The sequence below is a fragment of the Janibacter sp. A1S7 genome (assembly GCF_037198315.1).
Lineage (GTDB): Bacteria > Actinomycetota > Actinomycetes > Actinomycetales > Dermatophilaceae > Janibacter > Janibacter alittae.
Window position 1 is genome coordinate 2,253,389 of the sequence record NZ_CP144913.1, and the last position, 13,723, is coordinate 2,267,111.

Sequence of the window (13,723 nt, forward strand, 5' to 3'; positions counted from 1 at the left end):
CACAGTATCGCTCGTGACCGTCTCCGAGGAGTCCACGCGAGGGAGTGCCGATCCCGGTAGCCCAGGTGAGTTGCTGCGGTCCGCCGTGCGGCGCGACATCGTCGACACCCTGGCCAACCTCCCGGAGCAGCGGCGCGGCCGGGGACTCAGTGCCCGCGAGCTGGGCGACCTCGTCGGTCTGCACGTGACGACGGTGCGCTTCCACCTGACCCGGCTCGTCGAGGCGGGAGTGCTCATCAGCCGATCAGAGCGCACTGCCGGCGCCGGTCGACCGACGAAGCGCTACCTCGTCGCCCCCGGCTCCCTGGACCGCCTGCCCCACGAGGCCTTCCGCCTGCTGGCCACCCTGCTGACCGAGACCTTCGGTGCCCGCGACCAGGACGGACGGCCCCTGAGCCCCGAGGAGGTCGGCATCGCCTGGGCGCAGCAGCACGTGACCCGTCCCGACGAGCCCGCACCGGCGCGCACGGCCGGCGAGTGGCTGAGCACCATCGGGCACCTCGTCGACACCCTGCAGGTGTGGGGATACACCCCCAACGTCCGGACCGAGGACACCGGCCGCACCGCCCGGATCGACCTCATCGACTGCCCCTTCATCGACCTCGCCAGGGCGCACCCCGAGGTCGCCTGCGGGATCCATCGCGGTCTGATCCGCGGCACGCTCGACGCGCTCGGCGAGCACGACACCGAGGTTTCCCTCGAACCCTTCGTCGGTCCGACCCACTGCTTGGCCCACGTCACCACCCGGGCGGACTTCGCCCCCAGAGGAGGCAACTCATGACCACCACCCCACGACCCGCCTCGAAGCTCCCCCGCTCCGCGGGCCTGGACGGCTCGCTCTCGTCCGCGCTCGTCGGCACCCGCCGCTTCTTCACCAAGGCGGGCATCTCCGAGGACCAGCGCTCGATGTTCGTCGAGGGTGGCCGCGAGGGTGATGTCTTCTACCGCGACCGGTGGAGCCACGACAAGGTGGTGCGCAGCACCCACGGCGTCAACTGCACCGGCTCCTGCTCCTGGAAGGTCTACGTCAAGGACGGGATCATCACCTGGGAGGCGCAGCAGACGGACTACCCGACCACGGGTGCCGACCGCCCGGAGTACGAGCCCCGCGGCTGCCCGCGTGGCGCGGCCTTCTCCTGGTACACCTACTCCCCCACCCGGGTGCGCTACCCGTACGTGCGCGGGGTGCTGCTCGACATGTACCGCAAGGCCAAGGCGACCTACGGCGACCCGGTCGTCGCATGGGGCTCGATCGTCCAGGACGAGGAGCTCGCGCGGACCTACAAGGCCGCCCGCGGCAAGGGCGGCCTCGTGCGTGCGTCGTGGGCGGAGGCCGTCGAGATGGTCGCCGCTGCGAAGGTCTACACGATCAAGCGCTGGGGACCGGACCGCATCGCCGGCTTCTCCCCCATCCCCGCGATGTCGCAGGTCAGCTACGCGTCCGGCGCCCGCTTCCACGAGCTCATCGGAGCCCCGATGCTCTCCTTCTACGACTGGTACGCCGACCTGCCCAATGCCTCGCCGCAGATGTTCGGCGACCAGACCGACGTGCCCGAGTCCGGTGACTGGTGGGACGCGGCGTACCTGATCATGTGGGGATCCAACGTCCCGCTGACCCGCACGCCCGACGCCCACTGGATGATCGAGGCCCGCTACCGAGGACAGAAGGTCATCGCCGTCTCGCCCGACTACGCCGAGAACGTGAAGTTCGCCGACGAGTGGGTCGCGGCGGCTCCCGGCACCGACGGTGCGCTGGCGATGGCCCTGGCCCACGTCGTGCTCAAGGAGTACTTCGTCGACCGACAGGTCGACTTCTTCACCGAGTACAACCAGACCTTCACCGACCTGCCGTACCTCATCAGTCTCGAGCGGTCCGAGGACGGGATCGCCTATCGACCGGGCAAGTTCCTCGTGGCCGGCGACCTCGACCACCCGGCCGCCGCGAGCGAGAACGCCATGTGGAAGCCGGCGGTCCTGGACGAGGTCACCGACGAGGTCGCGATCCCGCGTGGCTCGATCGGCCACCGCTTCGGCGAGGAGGGCGTCGGTCAGTGGAACCTCGACCTCGGTGACATCCGTCCTCGCCTGAGCCTCTACGGGTCCGACGAGTCCGTCGAGGTCGAGCTGCCACGTTTCGACAACCTCGACGGCAGGGCGGTCACGGAGCGGCGCGGGGTGCCGGTGCGGCACATCGGCGGCCACCTGGTCACGACGGTCCTCGACCTCATGCTCGCCCACTACGGCGTCGGCCGCGACGGCCTGCCGGGGACGTGGCCGAGCGGCTACACCGACACCAGCGTGCCGGCCACCCCCGCATGGGGGGCCGAGCTGACCGGGGTGCCCGCCGAGCAGATCGAGCGCCTGGCCCGGGAGTGGGCGCAGAGCGCCATCGACACCAACGGGCGCGGCATGATCATCATGGGCGCCGGAGTGAACCACTGGTACCACGCGGACCAGGCCTACCGGACGATGCTCGTCCTCTCAACGATCACCGGCTGCCAGGGTCGCAACGGCGGCGGCTGGGCGCACTACGTCGGCCAGGAGAAGGTCCGACCGCTCATGGGCTTCCAGCAGATGGCCTTCGCCCTGGACTGGGTCCGCCCGCCGCGGCACATGAACCAGACCGCGTACTGGTACGTCAACACCAGCCAGTACCGCTACGACACCTTCTCCGCCGAGGAGATCAACGGCAGCACCGGGGCCTTCGACGGTCGCACGACGATGGACCTGCTCGCGCAGTCGGCCCGGCTGGGCTGGGCCCCGTCCTACCCGCAGTTCGACCGCAGCAGCCTCACCGTGGCCGACGAGGCGGCAGCCGCCGGCGTCCCCGTCGGTGACTACGTCGCCTCCTCCCTCAAGGACGGCAGCCTGCAGTTCGCGATCGAGGACCCGGAGAACCCGGACAACTTCCCGCGCGTGCTCTCGCTGTGGCGCTCCAACCTCTTCGGCTCCTCCGCGAAGGGCAACGAGTACTTCCTCAAGCACCTCCTCGGGACGAGCAACGCGGTCAAGGCGACGCAGGCCCCGCAGGACCTGCGCCCGCAGGAGATCGCCTGGCCGGAGGAGCTGCCCGAGGGCAAGCTCGACATGCTCATGACCATCGACTTCCGGATGACCAGCTCGACACTGTTGTCGGACGTCGTGCTGCCCGCGGCCACGTGGTATGAGAAGCACGACCTCAACACCACGGACATGCATCCCTACGTCAACTCGTTCAACCCCGCGATCGCGCCACCGTGGCAGTCCAAGACCGACTGGGAGGCGTGGAAGGAGATCGCCAAGCGCTTCTCCGAGATGGCCGTCGACCACCTCGGGACGCGGACGGACGTCGTCGCGAAGCCGCTGTGGCACGACACTCCCGAGGCCATGTCCGCGGTCCACGGCCGTGTCCTGGACTGGAAGCACGGCGAGTGCGAACCCGTCCCGGGCAAGACGATGCCGACCATCGCCGCCGTCGAGCGGGACTTCACCGCGATCCACGCCAAGCTGACCGCCATCGGGCCACTGCTCGAGAACGTGGGCATGGTCACCAAGGGCGTGAAGTACGACCCCACGCGTGAGATCGACGAGCTGCGGCGGCTCAACGGCGAGGTCCGGGGCGGGCCCACCGCGGGCCGACCGACGCTGGAGACCGACATCAACGTCGCCGAGGCGATCCTGCGCCTGTCGGGCACGACGAACGGGCACCTTGCGACGGAAGGTTTCAAGGACCTGGAGAAGCGCACCGGGCAGTTGATGCACGACCTGTCCGCCGAGCACGAAGGTGCCCACGTCACCTTCGCCGACACCCAGGCCGGCCCGGCTCCGGTGATCACCTCACCGGAGTGGTCGGGCAGCGAGTCGGGTGGCCGCAGGTACGCCCCCTTCACGCAGAACATCGAACGACTCAAGCCCTTCCACACCCTCACGGGGCGCCAGCAGTTCTACCTCGACCACGACTGGATGCTCGCGATGGGTGAGGGCCTGCCGACCTACCGTCCACCGCTGAACATGACCCGCCTCTTCGGCGAGCGTCCCATCGGCGACACCCACCAGGCCGAGGGTGAGTCGGTCTCGGTCGCGGTGCGCTACCTGACGCCGCACAACAAGTGGTCCATCCACAGCGAGTACCAGGACAACCTCTTCATGCTCAGCCTGAGCCGCGGTGGCCAGGCAGTGTGGATGTCCGACCAGGACGCGGCCAAGATCGGGATCAGGGACAACGACTGGATCGAGGCGGTCAACCGCAACGGTGTCGTCGCCGCGCGTGCCATCGTCAGCCACCGGATGCCCGAGGGCACGGTCTTCATGCACCACGCCCAGGACCGGCTCATCGACGTCCCCCTGACGGAGACCGATCAGAAGCGAGGCGGCATCCACAACAGCCTGACGCGCATCCTCGTCAAGCCGAGCCACATCATCGGCGGGTACGCACAGCTGTCCTACTTCTTCAACTACATCGGTCCGACCGGCAACAACCGCGACGAGGTCACGATGATCCGCAAGCGAACCGCGCCGGTCGAGTACTGAGCCCGGGCGAAGGAAGGAAACACACATGCGCGTCATGGCCCAGATGTCGATGGTGATGAACCTCGACAAGTGCATCGGCTGCCACACCTGCTCGGTCACCTGCAAGCAGGCATGGACCAACCGGGCAGGCATGGAGTACGTCTGGTTCAACAACGTCGAGACCCGGCCGGGCCTGGGGTACCCGCGCGGGTACCAGGACCAGGAGGAGTGGAAGGGAGGCTGGGTCCGCTCCCCCAACGGACGCCTCAAGCTGCGAGCCGGTGGTCGGATCAACAAGCTGCTCAACATCTTCTCCAACCCGAAGATGCCCAGCATCAGCGACTACTACGAGCCGTGGACCTACGACTACGAGACGGTACTCAACGCGCCGGCCCAGAAGAACTTCCCGGTCTCCCGGGCGTACTCGTTGATCTCGGGCAAGCCGATGAACATCGAGTGGTCGGCCAACTGGGACGACGACCTCGCCGGCAGTGCGGAGCACGCCGCCAAGGACCCGATGCTCAAGGGCATCGAGGACAAGGTCACGTTCGAGTTCGACCAGACCTTCATGTTCTACCTGCCGCGGATCTGCGAGCACTGCCTCAACCCCAGCTGCGCGGCCTCCTGCCCCTCCGGCGCGATCTACAAGCGCGAGGAGGACGGCATCGTCCTGGTCGACCAGCACAAGTGCCGCGGCTGGCGCATGTGCGTCACCGGATGCCCGTACAAGAAGGTCTACTTCAACCACAAGACGGGCAAGGCGGAGAAGTGCACCTTCTGCTACCCCCGCATCGAGGTGGGTATCCCGACCGTCTGTGCCGAGACCTGCGTCGGGCGACTGCGCTACATCGGCCTGATGCTCTACGACGCCGACGCGGTGCTGGACGCGGCGTCGGTGGAGGACGACCACGATCTCTACGAGGCGCAGCGCTCGGTCTTCCTCGACCCCTACGACCCCGAGGTCCAGCGCGAGGCCGAGAAGGCCGGCATCCCCGGTGACTGGGTCGAGGCCGCGAAGAAGTCCCCGGTGCGCCGGTTGATCATGGACTACAAGGTCGCCCTCCCCCTCCACCCTGAGTACCGCACGATGCCGATGGTCTGGTACATCCCGCCGCTGTCCCCGGTCGTCGACGTCATCAAGGACACCGGGTACGACGGAGAGGATCACGACAACCTCTTTGCCGCGATCGACACCCTGCGCATCCCGGTCGAGTACCTGGCCAACCTCTTCACCGCCGGTGACGTCGAGCCCGTCGACCGGATCCTGCGCACGCTCGGCGCGATGCGCTCGTACATGCGTGACATCAACCTCGGCCGCGATCCCCAGGCGCACATCGCCGAGTCGGTCGGCATGGAGGAGGAGGACATGTACGACATGTACCGCCTGCTCGCGCTGGCCAAGTACGACGAGCGGTACGTCATCCCCACCGCTCACGGCGAGCAGGCCCACTCCCTCGAGGAGCTGGCCACCGACTGCGCCGTCTCGGGCTACGACACCCAGCCGGACGAGGGCTCGGGCCCCTTCGGCGAGGGGTCGGGCACGGGGTCGCTGACGCCCGTCGCGGTGGACAACTTCCACATGCTGCAGAACCGTCAGACCTCCGACGAGCTGGTCGGAGGCGGAGACAAGTCCGGCCGGGTCAACCTGCTCAACTGGGATGGCAAGGGCACCCCGGAGGGACTCTTCCCGGACAAGCACGCGTCGCAGACCGCGGGTGATCCCCGATGATGCCCTGGCGACGGCACCGACGAAGCGCACCGGCCCTCGGCCCGCAGGCGCAGGCCGACGCCTGGCAGCTGATCTCCCTGCTGCTGGACTACCCCGACGAGCGGCTGGACTCCCTTCGCCCGCTCCTGCGGGAGACCGCAACAGGTCTGCCCGAGCACGTCGGCGGCCCACTGCTCACCTTCCTCGACCGCTTGGACACCGTCCCGCTGCAGCAGGTGCAGAGCGAGTACGTCGACACCTTCGACGTCACCCGCAAGTGCTCGCTGCACCTGACCTTCTTCCTGCACGGCGACACCCGCAAGCGGGGAGCGGCCCTCGTGCAGTTCAAGCAGGCCTACCGCGCTGCGGGGGTCGAGATGGCCGACGAAGGGAGCGAGCTGCCGGACCACCTGTCCGTGATCCTGGAGTTCGGGGCCAGCGCCGACCCGACCAGCGCCTGGAAGCTGCTCAACGACCACCGGGTCGGGATCGAACTGCTCCACCGTGCCCTCACCGACCGCGAGTCACCGTGGCGTCCGGTCGTCGTCGCGCTGCGGGCGACGCTCCCGGCGCTCAAGGGCGACGACGAGCAGGCCCTGGCCCGTCTCATCGCCGAGGGCCCGCCACAGGAGGAGGTCGGCATCGACCAGTCCCCCTACGCCATGGACCCCGCGCTCGACGGGGCGAGCGCCGCCCACCCTCCCACTCCCCAGCCGTCCGCCCGGGCCGACCTCGGCCCGACCATCCCCGTAGGAGCCCCCCGTTGACTGACTTCCTCTGGGTCATCGTTCCCTACCTCTGTCTGGCGACCTTCGTCATCGGGCACGTCTGGCGCTGGCGCTACGACCAGTTCGGGTGGACCACCCGCTCGTCGCAGCTGTACGAGAGCAAGCTCCTGCGCATCGGCAGCCCGCTCTTCCACTTCGGCATGCTCGGGGTCCTCGCCGGGCACATCATCGGTCTGGTCATCCCGAAGATGTGGACCGACTTCCTGGGCATCAGCGACAGCGCGTACCACGTGCTGGCCCTCGCGGGCGGCATCCCGGCCGGTGTCGCCGCCCTCGTCGGGCTGGGCATCCTCGTCTACCGTCGGCGCATGACCGGTCCGGTCTTCTCCGCGACGACGGTCAACGACAAGGTGATGTACGTCTTCCTCGGCGCAGTCATCATCTTCGGGATGTGGAACACGATTGCCGGGTCGCTGCTGGAATTCGGCGGTCACTACAACTACCGCGAGGGTGTCTCCCCGTGGTGGCGCAGCATCTTCCTCTTCCAGCCGGAGCCACAGCTGATGGCTCAGGCGCCGTGGGGCTTCAAGGCGCACGCCATGAGCGCGATGATCCTCTTCGCGCTGTGGCCCTTCACCCGCCTCGTGCACGTCTTCAGTGCGCCGCTCGGCTACCTCACCCGGCCCTACATCGTCTACCGCAGCCGTGACCGCGTCCGCAGCGACGAGGCCGGGCTCAGCGGACCACAGCGCGGCTGGGACCACCCGGAGCTGCAGAAGCGCAAGTGAACTACGGTCGGGACATGACCCTGTCAGCCCTCGTCGACCCGGGTCCGGCGCTGACCAGCGAGCAGGTCAGCCGGTACTCGCGTCACCTGCTCATGCCGACCATCGGCGAGCTCGGACAACGCCGCCTGCTGGCGTCCCGGGTCGCCGTGGTCGGCGCCGGCGGGCTGGGCTCGCCGTCGCTGCTCTACCTCGCCGGCGCAGGCATCGGCTCGATCACCGTCATCGACGACGACCTCGTCGACGAGACGAACCTGCAGCGTCAGGTCATCCACGCGTCCGCGGACGTCGGGCGCGCGAAGGTCGACAGCGCGCTGGAGCGGGTGCGGGCGCTCAACCCGGACGTCGAGGTCACCGGCGTGCGCGACCACCTGGGTGCCGCCAATGCGGCACACATCCTGGCCGACCACGACCTCGTCCTGGACGGCAGCGACAACTTCGACACCCGGTACGCCGTGGCCGACGCCTGCGCCGAGCTCGGGGTCCCCCTGGTGTGGGCGGCGGTCTACCGGACCGAGGCGCACCTGACGGTCTTCTGGCCGAGTGCGCCCGAGGGCGTCGCGGCCCCCGGTCTGCGCGACCTGTTCCCGCAGCCACCCGCGCCGGGCACGGTCCCCGCCTGCGGCGACGCGGGAGTCGTCGGCCCCCTCGTCGGGCAGGTCGGCTCGATGATGGCGACCGAGGCGATCAAGCTGATCACCGGCGTCGGCCGATCGCTGCTCGGTCGGGTGCTCTTCATCGACGTCCTCGCCGCGACCCAGCGGGAGATCCCCCTGGCCGCGCGTACCGGGCGCACGCACGCGCCACCCCGGCCCCCCCGACCTGCGGGGCCGACTCCGGTGGCAGCGCCGGATGGTGGCGTCACCCCCTTCGTCTCCCCCACGGACCTGGCGAGCCGACTTGAGGGAGCCGATGCTCCCTTCGTCCTCGACGTACGGGACGCCCACGAGCTGGCCGACGGGGTCGTCCCGGGCGCCGCGCACATCCCCGTCTCGACGCTCACGGCCGATGCTGACTCGAGCGCGGCCGTCCCGACCGACCGGGACGTCGTGCTCGTGTGCCGCGCCGGTCCACGCGCCGAGCTGGCCGCCACCGCCCTGCGCGCCCGTGGCTACGAGCGGCTCTTCGTCCTCGAGGGCGGGATGCTCGCCTGGTCCACGCCCGTCCCCCACGAGGTGGAGACGCGATGACCACCACCCGACGCACCCTGCTCACGGTCGAGGAGTACCTCGACGAGCTGCTGGGCGACCTGCTCGACGGAGCGGGAGCGATCCCCGGGACGCAGGACGTCCCGCTGGCGCAGGCCCTCGGCCGGGTCCTCGCTCAGCCGGTGCATGCCGTCGGCGACGTGCCCGCCTTCGCCAACTCCGGAATGGACGGCTACGCCGTTCGACACGACGACCTGGGCGATCCACCGGTGCGCCTGCAGGTCGTCGCGGACGTCGCCGCCGGCTCCGGGGAGGACCCCCGACTCGAGCCCGGTCAGTGCGTGCGCATCATGACCGGAGCTCCCGTCCCCGGCTGCGCGGACACGATCGTTCCCGTCGAGCTCACCGACGCCGGGACCGAGCTCGTGACGATCACCGAGGCACCCGAGCGAGGGCGCCACGTACGCGGCGCCGGTGAGGACGTCAGTGCCGGCGATGTCATCGCCGACGCGGGGACCACCGTCACCGGTCGCGTCCTGGGCAGCATCGCCGCCGCTGGGACCGGGACGGTCACGGTGCGCCGGCGACCGGTGGTCGCCGTCGCGGCGACGGGGGACGAGCTGGTCGCCCCGGGTGGGAGCCTGCAACGGGGACAGATCTTCGAGTCGAACGGTACCCACCTCGCGGCCACCCTCACCGAGCTCGGTGCCGAGGTCAGCAGCGCGGTGGTGCTCGCCGACGACACCGACGGCTTCACCAGGGGTCTCGACGCGCTCACCGACGGAGCCGATCTCGTCCTGCTCACCGGCGGGGTCAGCGTCGGGGCCTTCGACGTCTCGCGCATCGTGCTGGAGCGCTCCGCCGGGGGCACCTTCCGGCACGTGCGCATGCAGCCGGGCAAGCCACAGGGGTGGGCCCGGTGGAACGGCGTGCCGGTCCTCGCCTTCCCCGGCAACCCCGTGAGCACCGCGATCTCCTTCGAGGTCTTCGGCCGGCCCGTCCTCGACCGGCTGCTGGGGCGACGTCGACCTGATGGTCCGACCACCGCCGTCGCCGCCACCGGATGGCACTCGCCCGCCGGCCGGCGCCAGTTCGTCCCGGTGGAGCTGACCAGCGACGAGACCGGACGCCTGCTCGCGACGCCGACCCATCGGCGCGGCTCCGCCTCGCACATGGTCACCTCCCTCGCCGGTGCCCACGCCATGGCGATCGTGCCCGAGGACACCGACGAGGTCACCGCCGGCGACCTCGTCCAGATCAGGAGCCTGTAGATGGACCATCCGCTGACCCACCTCGACCACCGGGGCAATGCCCGGATGGTCGACGTCACCGACAAGACGCCCACCGTGCGCGCCGCCACCGCCGCCGGACGCGTGGTCACCTCCCCCGAGACCGTGGCCCTCCTGCGCGACGGAGCCGTGCCGAAGGGGGACGTGCTGGCGGTCTCGCGCATCGCCGGCATCCAGGCGGCGAAGAAGACCCCGGAGCTGCTCCCGCTCGCGCACGTCATCGGTGTGCACGGGGCGGTCGTCGACCTCCGGGTCACCGACAGCGGTGTCGAGATCACCGCGACGGTGCGCACCGCAGACCGCACCGGGGTCGAGATGGAGGCGCTCACGAGCGTCACCGTCGCCGCCCTCTCGGTCATCGACATGGTCAAGGGTCGTGACCGCAGCGCGCACATCACCGATGTCCGTCTGCTGGAGAAGACGGGCGGCCGCAGCGGCACCTGGCGGCGCGAGGACGCGTGAGTACCGTGGATCCCTTCGATGCCGTGGTGCTCGCCGGCGGCGCCGCACGACGCCTCGGCGGTGTGAGCAAAGCCGATGTCGAGCTCGGCGGACGCCGACTCGTCGACACAGTCCTCGTCGCCGTCTCGGACGCCCGCGAGATCGTCGTCGTCGGCGACGTCGAGGTCCCCGACGGGGTGCACCGCACGGTCGAGGACCCGCCCCTCGGCGGACCGGTCGCCGGTGTCGCCGCAGGGCTGGACGTCCTGGCCACGACCAGCCCGACGGCCGACTGGACCGTACTGCTCGCCTGCGACCTCGCCGACCCGCTACCGGCACTCGGCCGCCTCATCGCCGCCTGGGCCCACGCCCAGCGCACGGCTGCCATCGACACCGACGAGCACGACGGCTGGTGCCTCGCCGACTCGACAGGACGCCCCCAGTGGCTCTTCGGCATCCACCGCACCGCCTCCCTGCAGCGGGCCCTCGCCCGCTTCGACAGTCCGCGCGACCGGTCGATGCGCAGCCTGTTCGCCGAGTCCACCCTCGTGACCGTCCCCGCCGGCGACGAGGACGTGGCCGACATCGACACCTGGACCGACCACGCCCGCTGGGTCGAGCACATGGAGGGGCGATGATGACCGACCTGGACGCCGAGGAGGCTCGCTGGGCGGACTGGATCGAGGACGCCTGCGCGGCGGTGGGCATCGAGCCCGAGTCGGTCGACGTCCCCGGGATCCACGTCCTCACCCGACAGATCGCGCACGGGTTCGAACGGCCGATGGCCCCCGTGGGCGCCTACATCCTCGGGGTCGCGGTCGGGTACCTCGAGGCCCAGGGTCGACCCGTGGACCTCGAGTCGATGCGGCGGGCCATCGCCGCGACGATCAAGGACCAACCACGCAAGGACGGTGCATGATGGCACGGGTTCGATACTTCGCCGGAGCGGCCGAGGCCGCCGGGACGGACGAGGAGCAGCTCGACGGGGCGACCGTCGGGGACATCCTCGCGGCCGCGGAACGCGCCCACGGCGACCGGCTCACCGAGGTGCTGCCGCGGTGCTCGGTCCTGCACGCAGGTCGCTACGTGGACGACCACTCCACTCCCGTGCAGGCGGGCGACACGATCGACGTGCTTCCCCCCTTCGCCGGAGGCTGATGACACGGTGCCGGGGGGTGAGGCTCAGCCGCCGATGGCACTCATCGGCCGCGGCGGCTGGAGGAAGCCGGGCTCGTTGATGCCGTGGCCGGGCCGCTTGCCGGCCAAGCAGGAGTGGATCAGGTCGACGATCTCGTCGGGGTCGTCGTTGCCGCGCAGCGGGGAGCGCAGATCGGTCTCACCCCGCGCGAACAGGCACGAGCGCAGCTGACCGTCCGCGGTCAGGCGCAGCCGGTCGCACGCCCCGCAGAAGGGCATCGTCACCGACGCGATGACCCCGACCCGCGCCGGGCCGCCGTCGACGTGGAACAACTCGGCGGGCGCAGCACCGCGACCGGGCACCTCGGTGAGGGTGAACTCGGTGCGCAGCTTCGCCAGGATCTGCGCGCCGGTGATCATGGTCGAGCGCTGCCACTCGTGCCCGCCGTCGAGCGGCATCTGCTCGATGAAGCGCAGCTCGAACCCCCGCCGCAACGCCCACCGCAGCAGCTCGACCGGCTCGTCGTCGTTGAAGCCCGGCATCAGGACGGTGTTGATCTTCACCGGGTGGAAGCCGGCCTCGTCCGCGGCGTCGATGCCGGCCATCGTGTCCTCGAACCGGTCCCGGCGGCTCATCTGCTTGAACCTGTCCGGATCCAGGGTGTCCAGGCTGATGTTGACGCGCGACAGGCCCGCCCGGCGCAGCGGCTCGGCCAGCTTCGGCAGACGGATGGCATTGGTCGTCATCGACACCTCGACCGGCCCGGCCCCACCCTCCATGGCGGAGATACCGGCGACGATGTCGACGACGTCGGGACGCAGCAGCGGTTCACCACCGGTCAGGCGTACCTCCTCGACCCCCGCGTCGACGGCGATGCCGACGACCCGCAGCAGCTCCTCGGTGGTCAGCAGCTCCTGCTTGGGGAGCAACGGCACGCCCTCAGCGGGCATGCAGTAGGTGCATCGCAGGTTGCACTTGTCGGTCAACGAGATCCGCAGATCTCGGTGCAGACGGCCGTGGGTGTCCATCAGTGGGCGGGTCATCAGCAACTCATTCCTGACCATACGTGGGAGCCGTCGACGTCGAACTGCTGCTTCCAGACCGGCAGCTCGTGCTTGATCGCCTCGACGACGGCGCGGCAGAGGGTGAAGGCGAGATCACGGTGGGCGCTGCCGACGACGACGACGAGCGCCAGGTCCCCGACGTCGAGGTCGCCGATGCGATGGGTGGCGGCGACGTCCGTCTCGTCCCCGCAGTCGTGCTCCGCGACGGTCCGCGCGACGACCTCCTCGATGAACCGTCCGGCGTCCGGGTGGCAGGTGTAGCGCAGGGCGACGACCTCTCCCGCGGCCTCGGGGTCGTGGTCGCGGACCTGCCCGACGAAACTCGCGACCGCACCGTGTGTGGGCCGGTCAACGCTCGCGAGCATGGCGGCCAGGTCGATCGCTTCGGTGGAGATCCACGCGGTACGGGTCATCAGTGCACCCCTCCGGACAACTGGTCGAGGATGTGACCCACGAGGGGCAGGAGGACGTCGAGCCCCTCGCTGACCCCCTTCGGGCTGCCGGGGAGGTTGATGACGAGGGCACCGGGACGGTCGGGACCGACGTCGACGACGCCCACGAGACCGCGGGAGAGGGAGGCGAAGGGGGTGTGCCGCGTTCCCTCGGCACGGACCAGCTCGGCCAGCCCCGGGACCTGACGATCGATGACCGGCACGGTGCCCTCGGGAGTCCGGTCGCGCGGAGACACCCCCGTGCCGCCCGAGGTGATGACCAGCTGAACCCCGGTCGCCAGGGTGGCGCGCAGGACCTGCTCGACCTCGTCAGCCCCGTCGGGGACGACACTGGCAGAGGTCTCGTAGCCGGCCTCGGTGAGGCGCTCGGTGGCGAGGTCGCCGGAGACGTCCTCCCGGGTTCCGCTCGCTACTCCGTCGGAGACGGTGACGACATGGGCCTTGGCGCTCACCAGGGCTCCCTTCGCTCGGGTCCCTCCAGT

General features: G+C 70.0%; 14 protein-coding genes. 11 read left to right on the top strand and 3 right to left on the bottom strand.

The window, feature by feature from the left end; genetic code table 11:
• Positions 1 to 13 precede the first annotated feature (13 nt).
• Genes V1351_RS10805 through V1351_RS10855 form a run of 11 tightly spaced genes read left to right on the top strand, consistent with a single transcriptional unit; the run spans position 14 to position 11,745 of the window.
• On the top strand, positions 14 to 781 hold the full coding sequence (locus V1351_RS10805) for a helix-turn-helix transcriptional regulator (protein WP_338748157.1): 768 nt from the start codon (positions 14 to 16) through the stop codon (positions 779 to 781).
• Positions 778 to 4,509: a nitrate reductase subunit alpha gene (locus V1351_RS10810; protein WP_338748159.1), complete on the top strand. Its 3,732-nt coding sequence runs from the start codon at positions 778 to 780 to the stop codon at positions 4,507 to 4,509. The genes V1351_RS10805 and V1351_RS10810 overlap by 4 nt, the downstream gene beginning before the upstream one ends.
• Positions 4,510 to 4,534: 25 nt before the next feature.
• Positions 4,535 to 6,217, top strand: coding sequence for a nitrate reductase subunit beta (gene narH / locus V1351_RS10815; RefSeq protein WP_338748160.1), 1,683 nt, complete (start codon positions 4,535 to 4,537; stop codon positions 6,215 to 6,217).
• Entirely contained in the window at positions 6,214 to 6,963 is a 750-nt protein-coding gene (narJ, locus tag V1351_RS10820; RefSeq protein WP_338748162.1) for a nitrate reductase molybdenum cofactor assembly chaperone, read from the top strand. The genes narH and narJ overlap by 4 nt, the downstream gene beginning before the upstream one ends.
• Complete coding sequence (narI, locus tag V1351_RS10825; protein WP_338748164.1) at positions 6,960 to 7,712, top strand: respiratory nitrate reductase subunit gamma; 753 nt, start codon at positions 6,960 to 6,962, stop codon at positions 7,710 to 7,712. Before narJ ends, narI begins: the two co-directional genes overlap by 4 nt.
• 14 nt (positions 7,713 to 7,726) lie before the next feature.
• Positions 7,727 to 8,899 carry a ThiF family adenylyltransferase gene (locus V1351_RS10830; protein ID WP_338748165.1) on the top strand — a complete coding sequence of 391 codons (1,173 nt, stop codon included), beginning with the start codon at positions 7,727 to 7,729 and terminating at the stop codon, positions 8,897 to 8,899.
• On the top strand, positions 8,896 to 10,128 hold the full coding sequence (gene glp, locus V1351_RS10835; protein WP_338748166.1) for a gephyrin-like molybdotransferase Glp: 1,233 nt from the start codon (positions 8,896 to 8,898) through the stop codon (positions 10,126 to 10,128). Before V1351_RS10830 ends, glp begins: the two co-directional genes overlap by 4 nt.
• On the top strand, positions 10,129 to 10,608 hold the full coding sequence (moaC, locus tag V1351_RS10840) for a cyclic pyranopterin monophosphate synthase MoaC (RefSeq protein WP_338748167.1): 480 nt from the start codon (positions 10,129 to 10,131) through the stop codon (positions 10,606 to 10,608).
• On the top strand, positions 10,605 to 11,225 hold the full coding sequence (gene mobA, locus V1351_RS10845) for a molybdenum cofactor guanylyltransferase (RefSeq protein WP_338748168.1): 621 nt from the start codon (positions 10,605 to 10,607) through the stop codon (positions 11,223 to 11,225). The genes moaC and mobA overlap by 4 nt, the downstream gene beginning before the upstream one ends.
• A complete protein-coding gene (locus V1351_RS10850) occupies positions 11,222 to 11,506 on the top strand; it encodes a DUF6457 domain-containing protein (RefSeq protein WP_338748169.1) in 285 nt (94 codons plus the stop codon). Before mobA ends, V1351_RS10850 begins: the two co-directional genes overlap by 4 nt.
• Positions 11,503 to 11,745, top strand: a complete 243-nt coding sequence (locus tag V1351_RS10855) for a MoaD/ThiS family protein (protein ID WP_338748170.1) — start codon at positions 11,503 to 11,505, stop codon at positions 11,743 to 11,745. The genes V1351_RS10850 and V1351_RS10855 overlap by 4 nt, the downstream gene beginning before the upstream one ends.
• Positions 11,746 to 11,769: 24 nt before the next feature.
• Here the strand turns inward: V1351_RS10855 and moaA are convergent, their stop codons facing one another.
• From moaA to V1351_RS10870, 3 genes are read right to left on the bottom strand one after another with little or no spacing between them, the layout of a single operon-like run.
• The gene (moaA, locus tag V1351_RS10860) at positions 11,770 to 12,768 is read right to left on the bottom strand and encodes a GTP 3',8-cyclase MoaA (protein ID WP_338748171.1); all 999 of its coding nucleotides are present in this window, start codon (positions 12,766 to 12,768) and stop codon (positions 11,770 to 11,772) included.
• A complete protein-coding gene (locus tag V1351_RS10865; protein WP_338748172.1) occupies positions 12,768 to 13,202 on the bottom strand; it encodes a molybdenum cofactor biosynthesis protein MoaE in 435 nt (144 codons plus the stop codon). The genes moaA and V1351_RS10865 overlap by 1 nt, the downstream gene beginning before the upstream one ends.
• A complete protein-coding gene (locus tag V1351_RS10870; RefSeq protein WP_338748173.1) occupies positions 13,202 to 13,693 on the bottom strand; it encodes a MogA/MoaB family molybdenum cofactor biosynthesis protein in 492 nt (163 codons plus the stop codon). Before V1351_RS10870 ends, V1351_RS10865 begins: the two co-directional genes overlap by 1 nt.
• Positions 13,694 to 13,723 lie beyond the last annotated feature (30 nt).

Coding starts and splice junctions, on each gene's coding strand:
- V1351_RS10855 (WP_338748170.1), top strand. CDS start 11,503: ATGATGGCACGGGTTCGATACTTCGCCGGAGCGGCCGAGGCCGCCGGG.
- V1351_RS10810 (WP_338748159.1), top strand. CDS start 778: ATGACCACCACCCCACGACCCGCCTCGAAGCTCCCCCGCTCCGCGGGC.
- narH (WP_338748160.1), top strand. CDS start 4,535: ATGCGCGTCATGGCCCAGATGTCGATGGTGATGAACCTCGACAAGTGC.
- glp (WP_338748166.1), top strand. CDS start 8,896: ATGACCACCACCCGACGCACCCTGCTCACGGTCGAGGAGTACCTCGAC.
- V1351_RS10850 (WP_338748169.1), top strand. CDS start 11,222: ATGATGACCGACCTGGACGCCGAGGAGGCTCGCTGGGCGGACTGGATC.
- moaA (WP_338748171.1), bottom strand. CDS start 12,768: ATGACCCGCCCACTGATGGACACCCACGGCCGTCTGCACCGAGATCTG.
- narJ (WP_338748162.1), top strand. CDS start 6,214: ATGATGCCCTGGCGACGGCACCGACGAAGCGCACCGGCCCTCGGCCCG.
- V1351_RS10865 (WP_338748172.1), bottom strand. CDS start 13,202: ATGACCCGTACCGCGTGGATCTCCACCGAAGCGATCGACCTGGCCGCC.
- moaC (WP_338748167.1), top strand. CDS start 10,129: ATGGACCATCCGCTGACCCACCTCGACCACCGGGGCAATGCCCGGATG.
- V1351_RS10830 (WP_338748165.1), top strand. CDS start 7,727: ATGACCCTGTCAGCCCTCGTCGACCCGGGTCCGGCGCTGACCAGCGAG.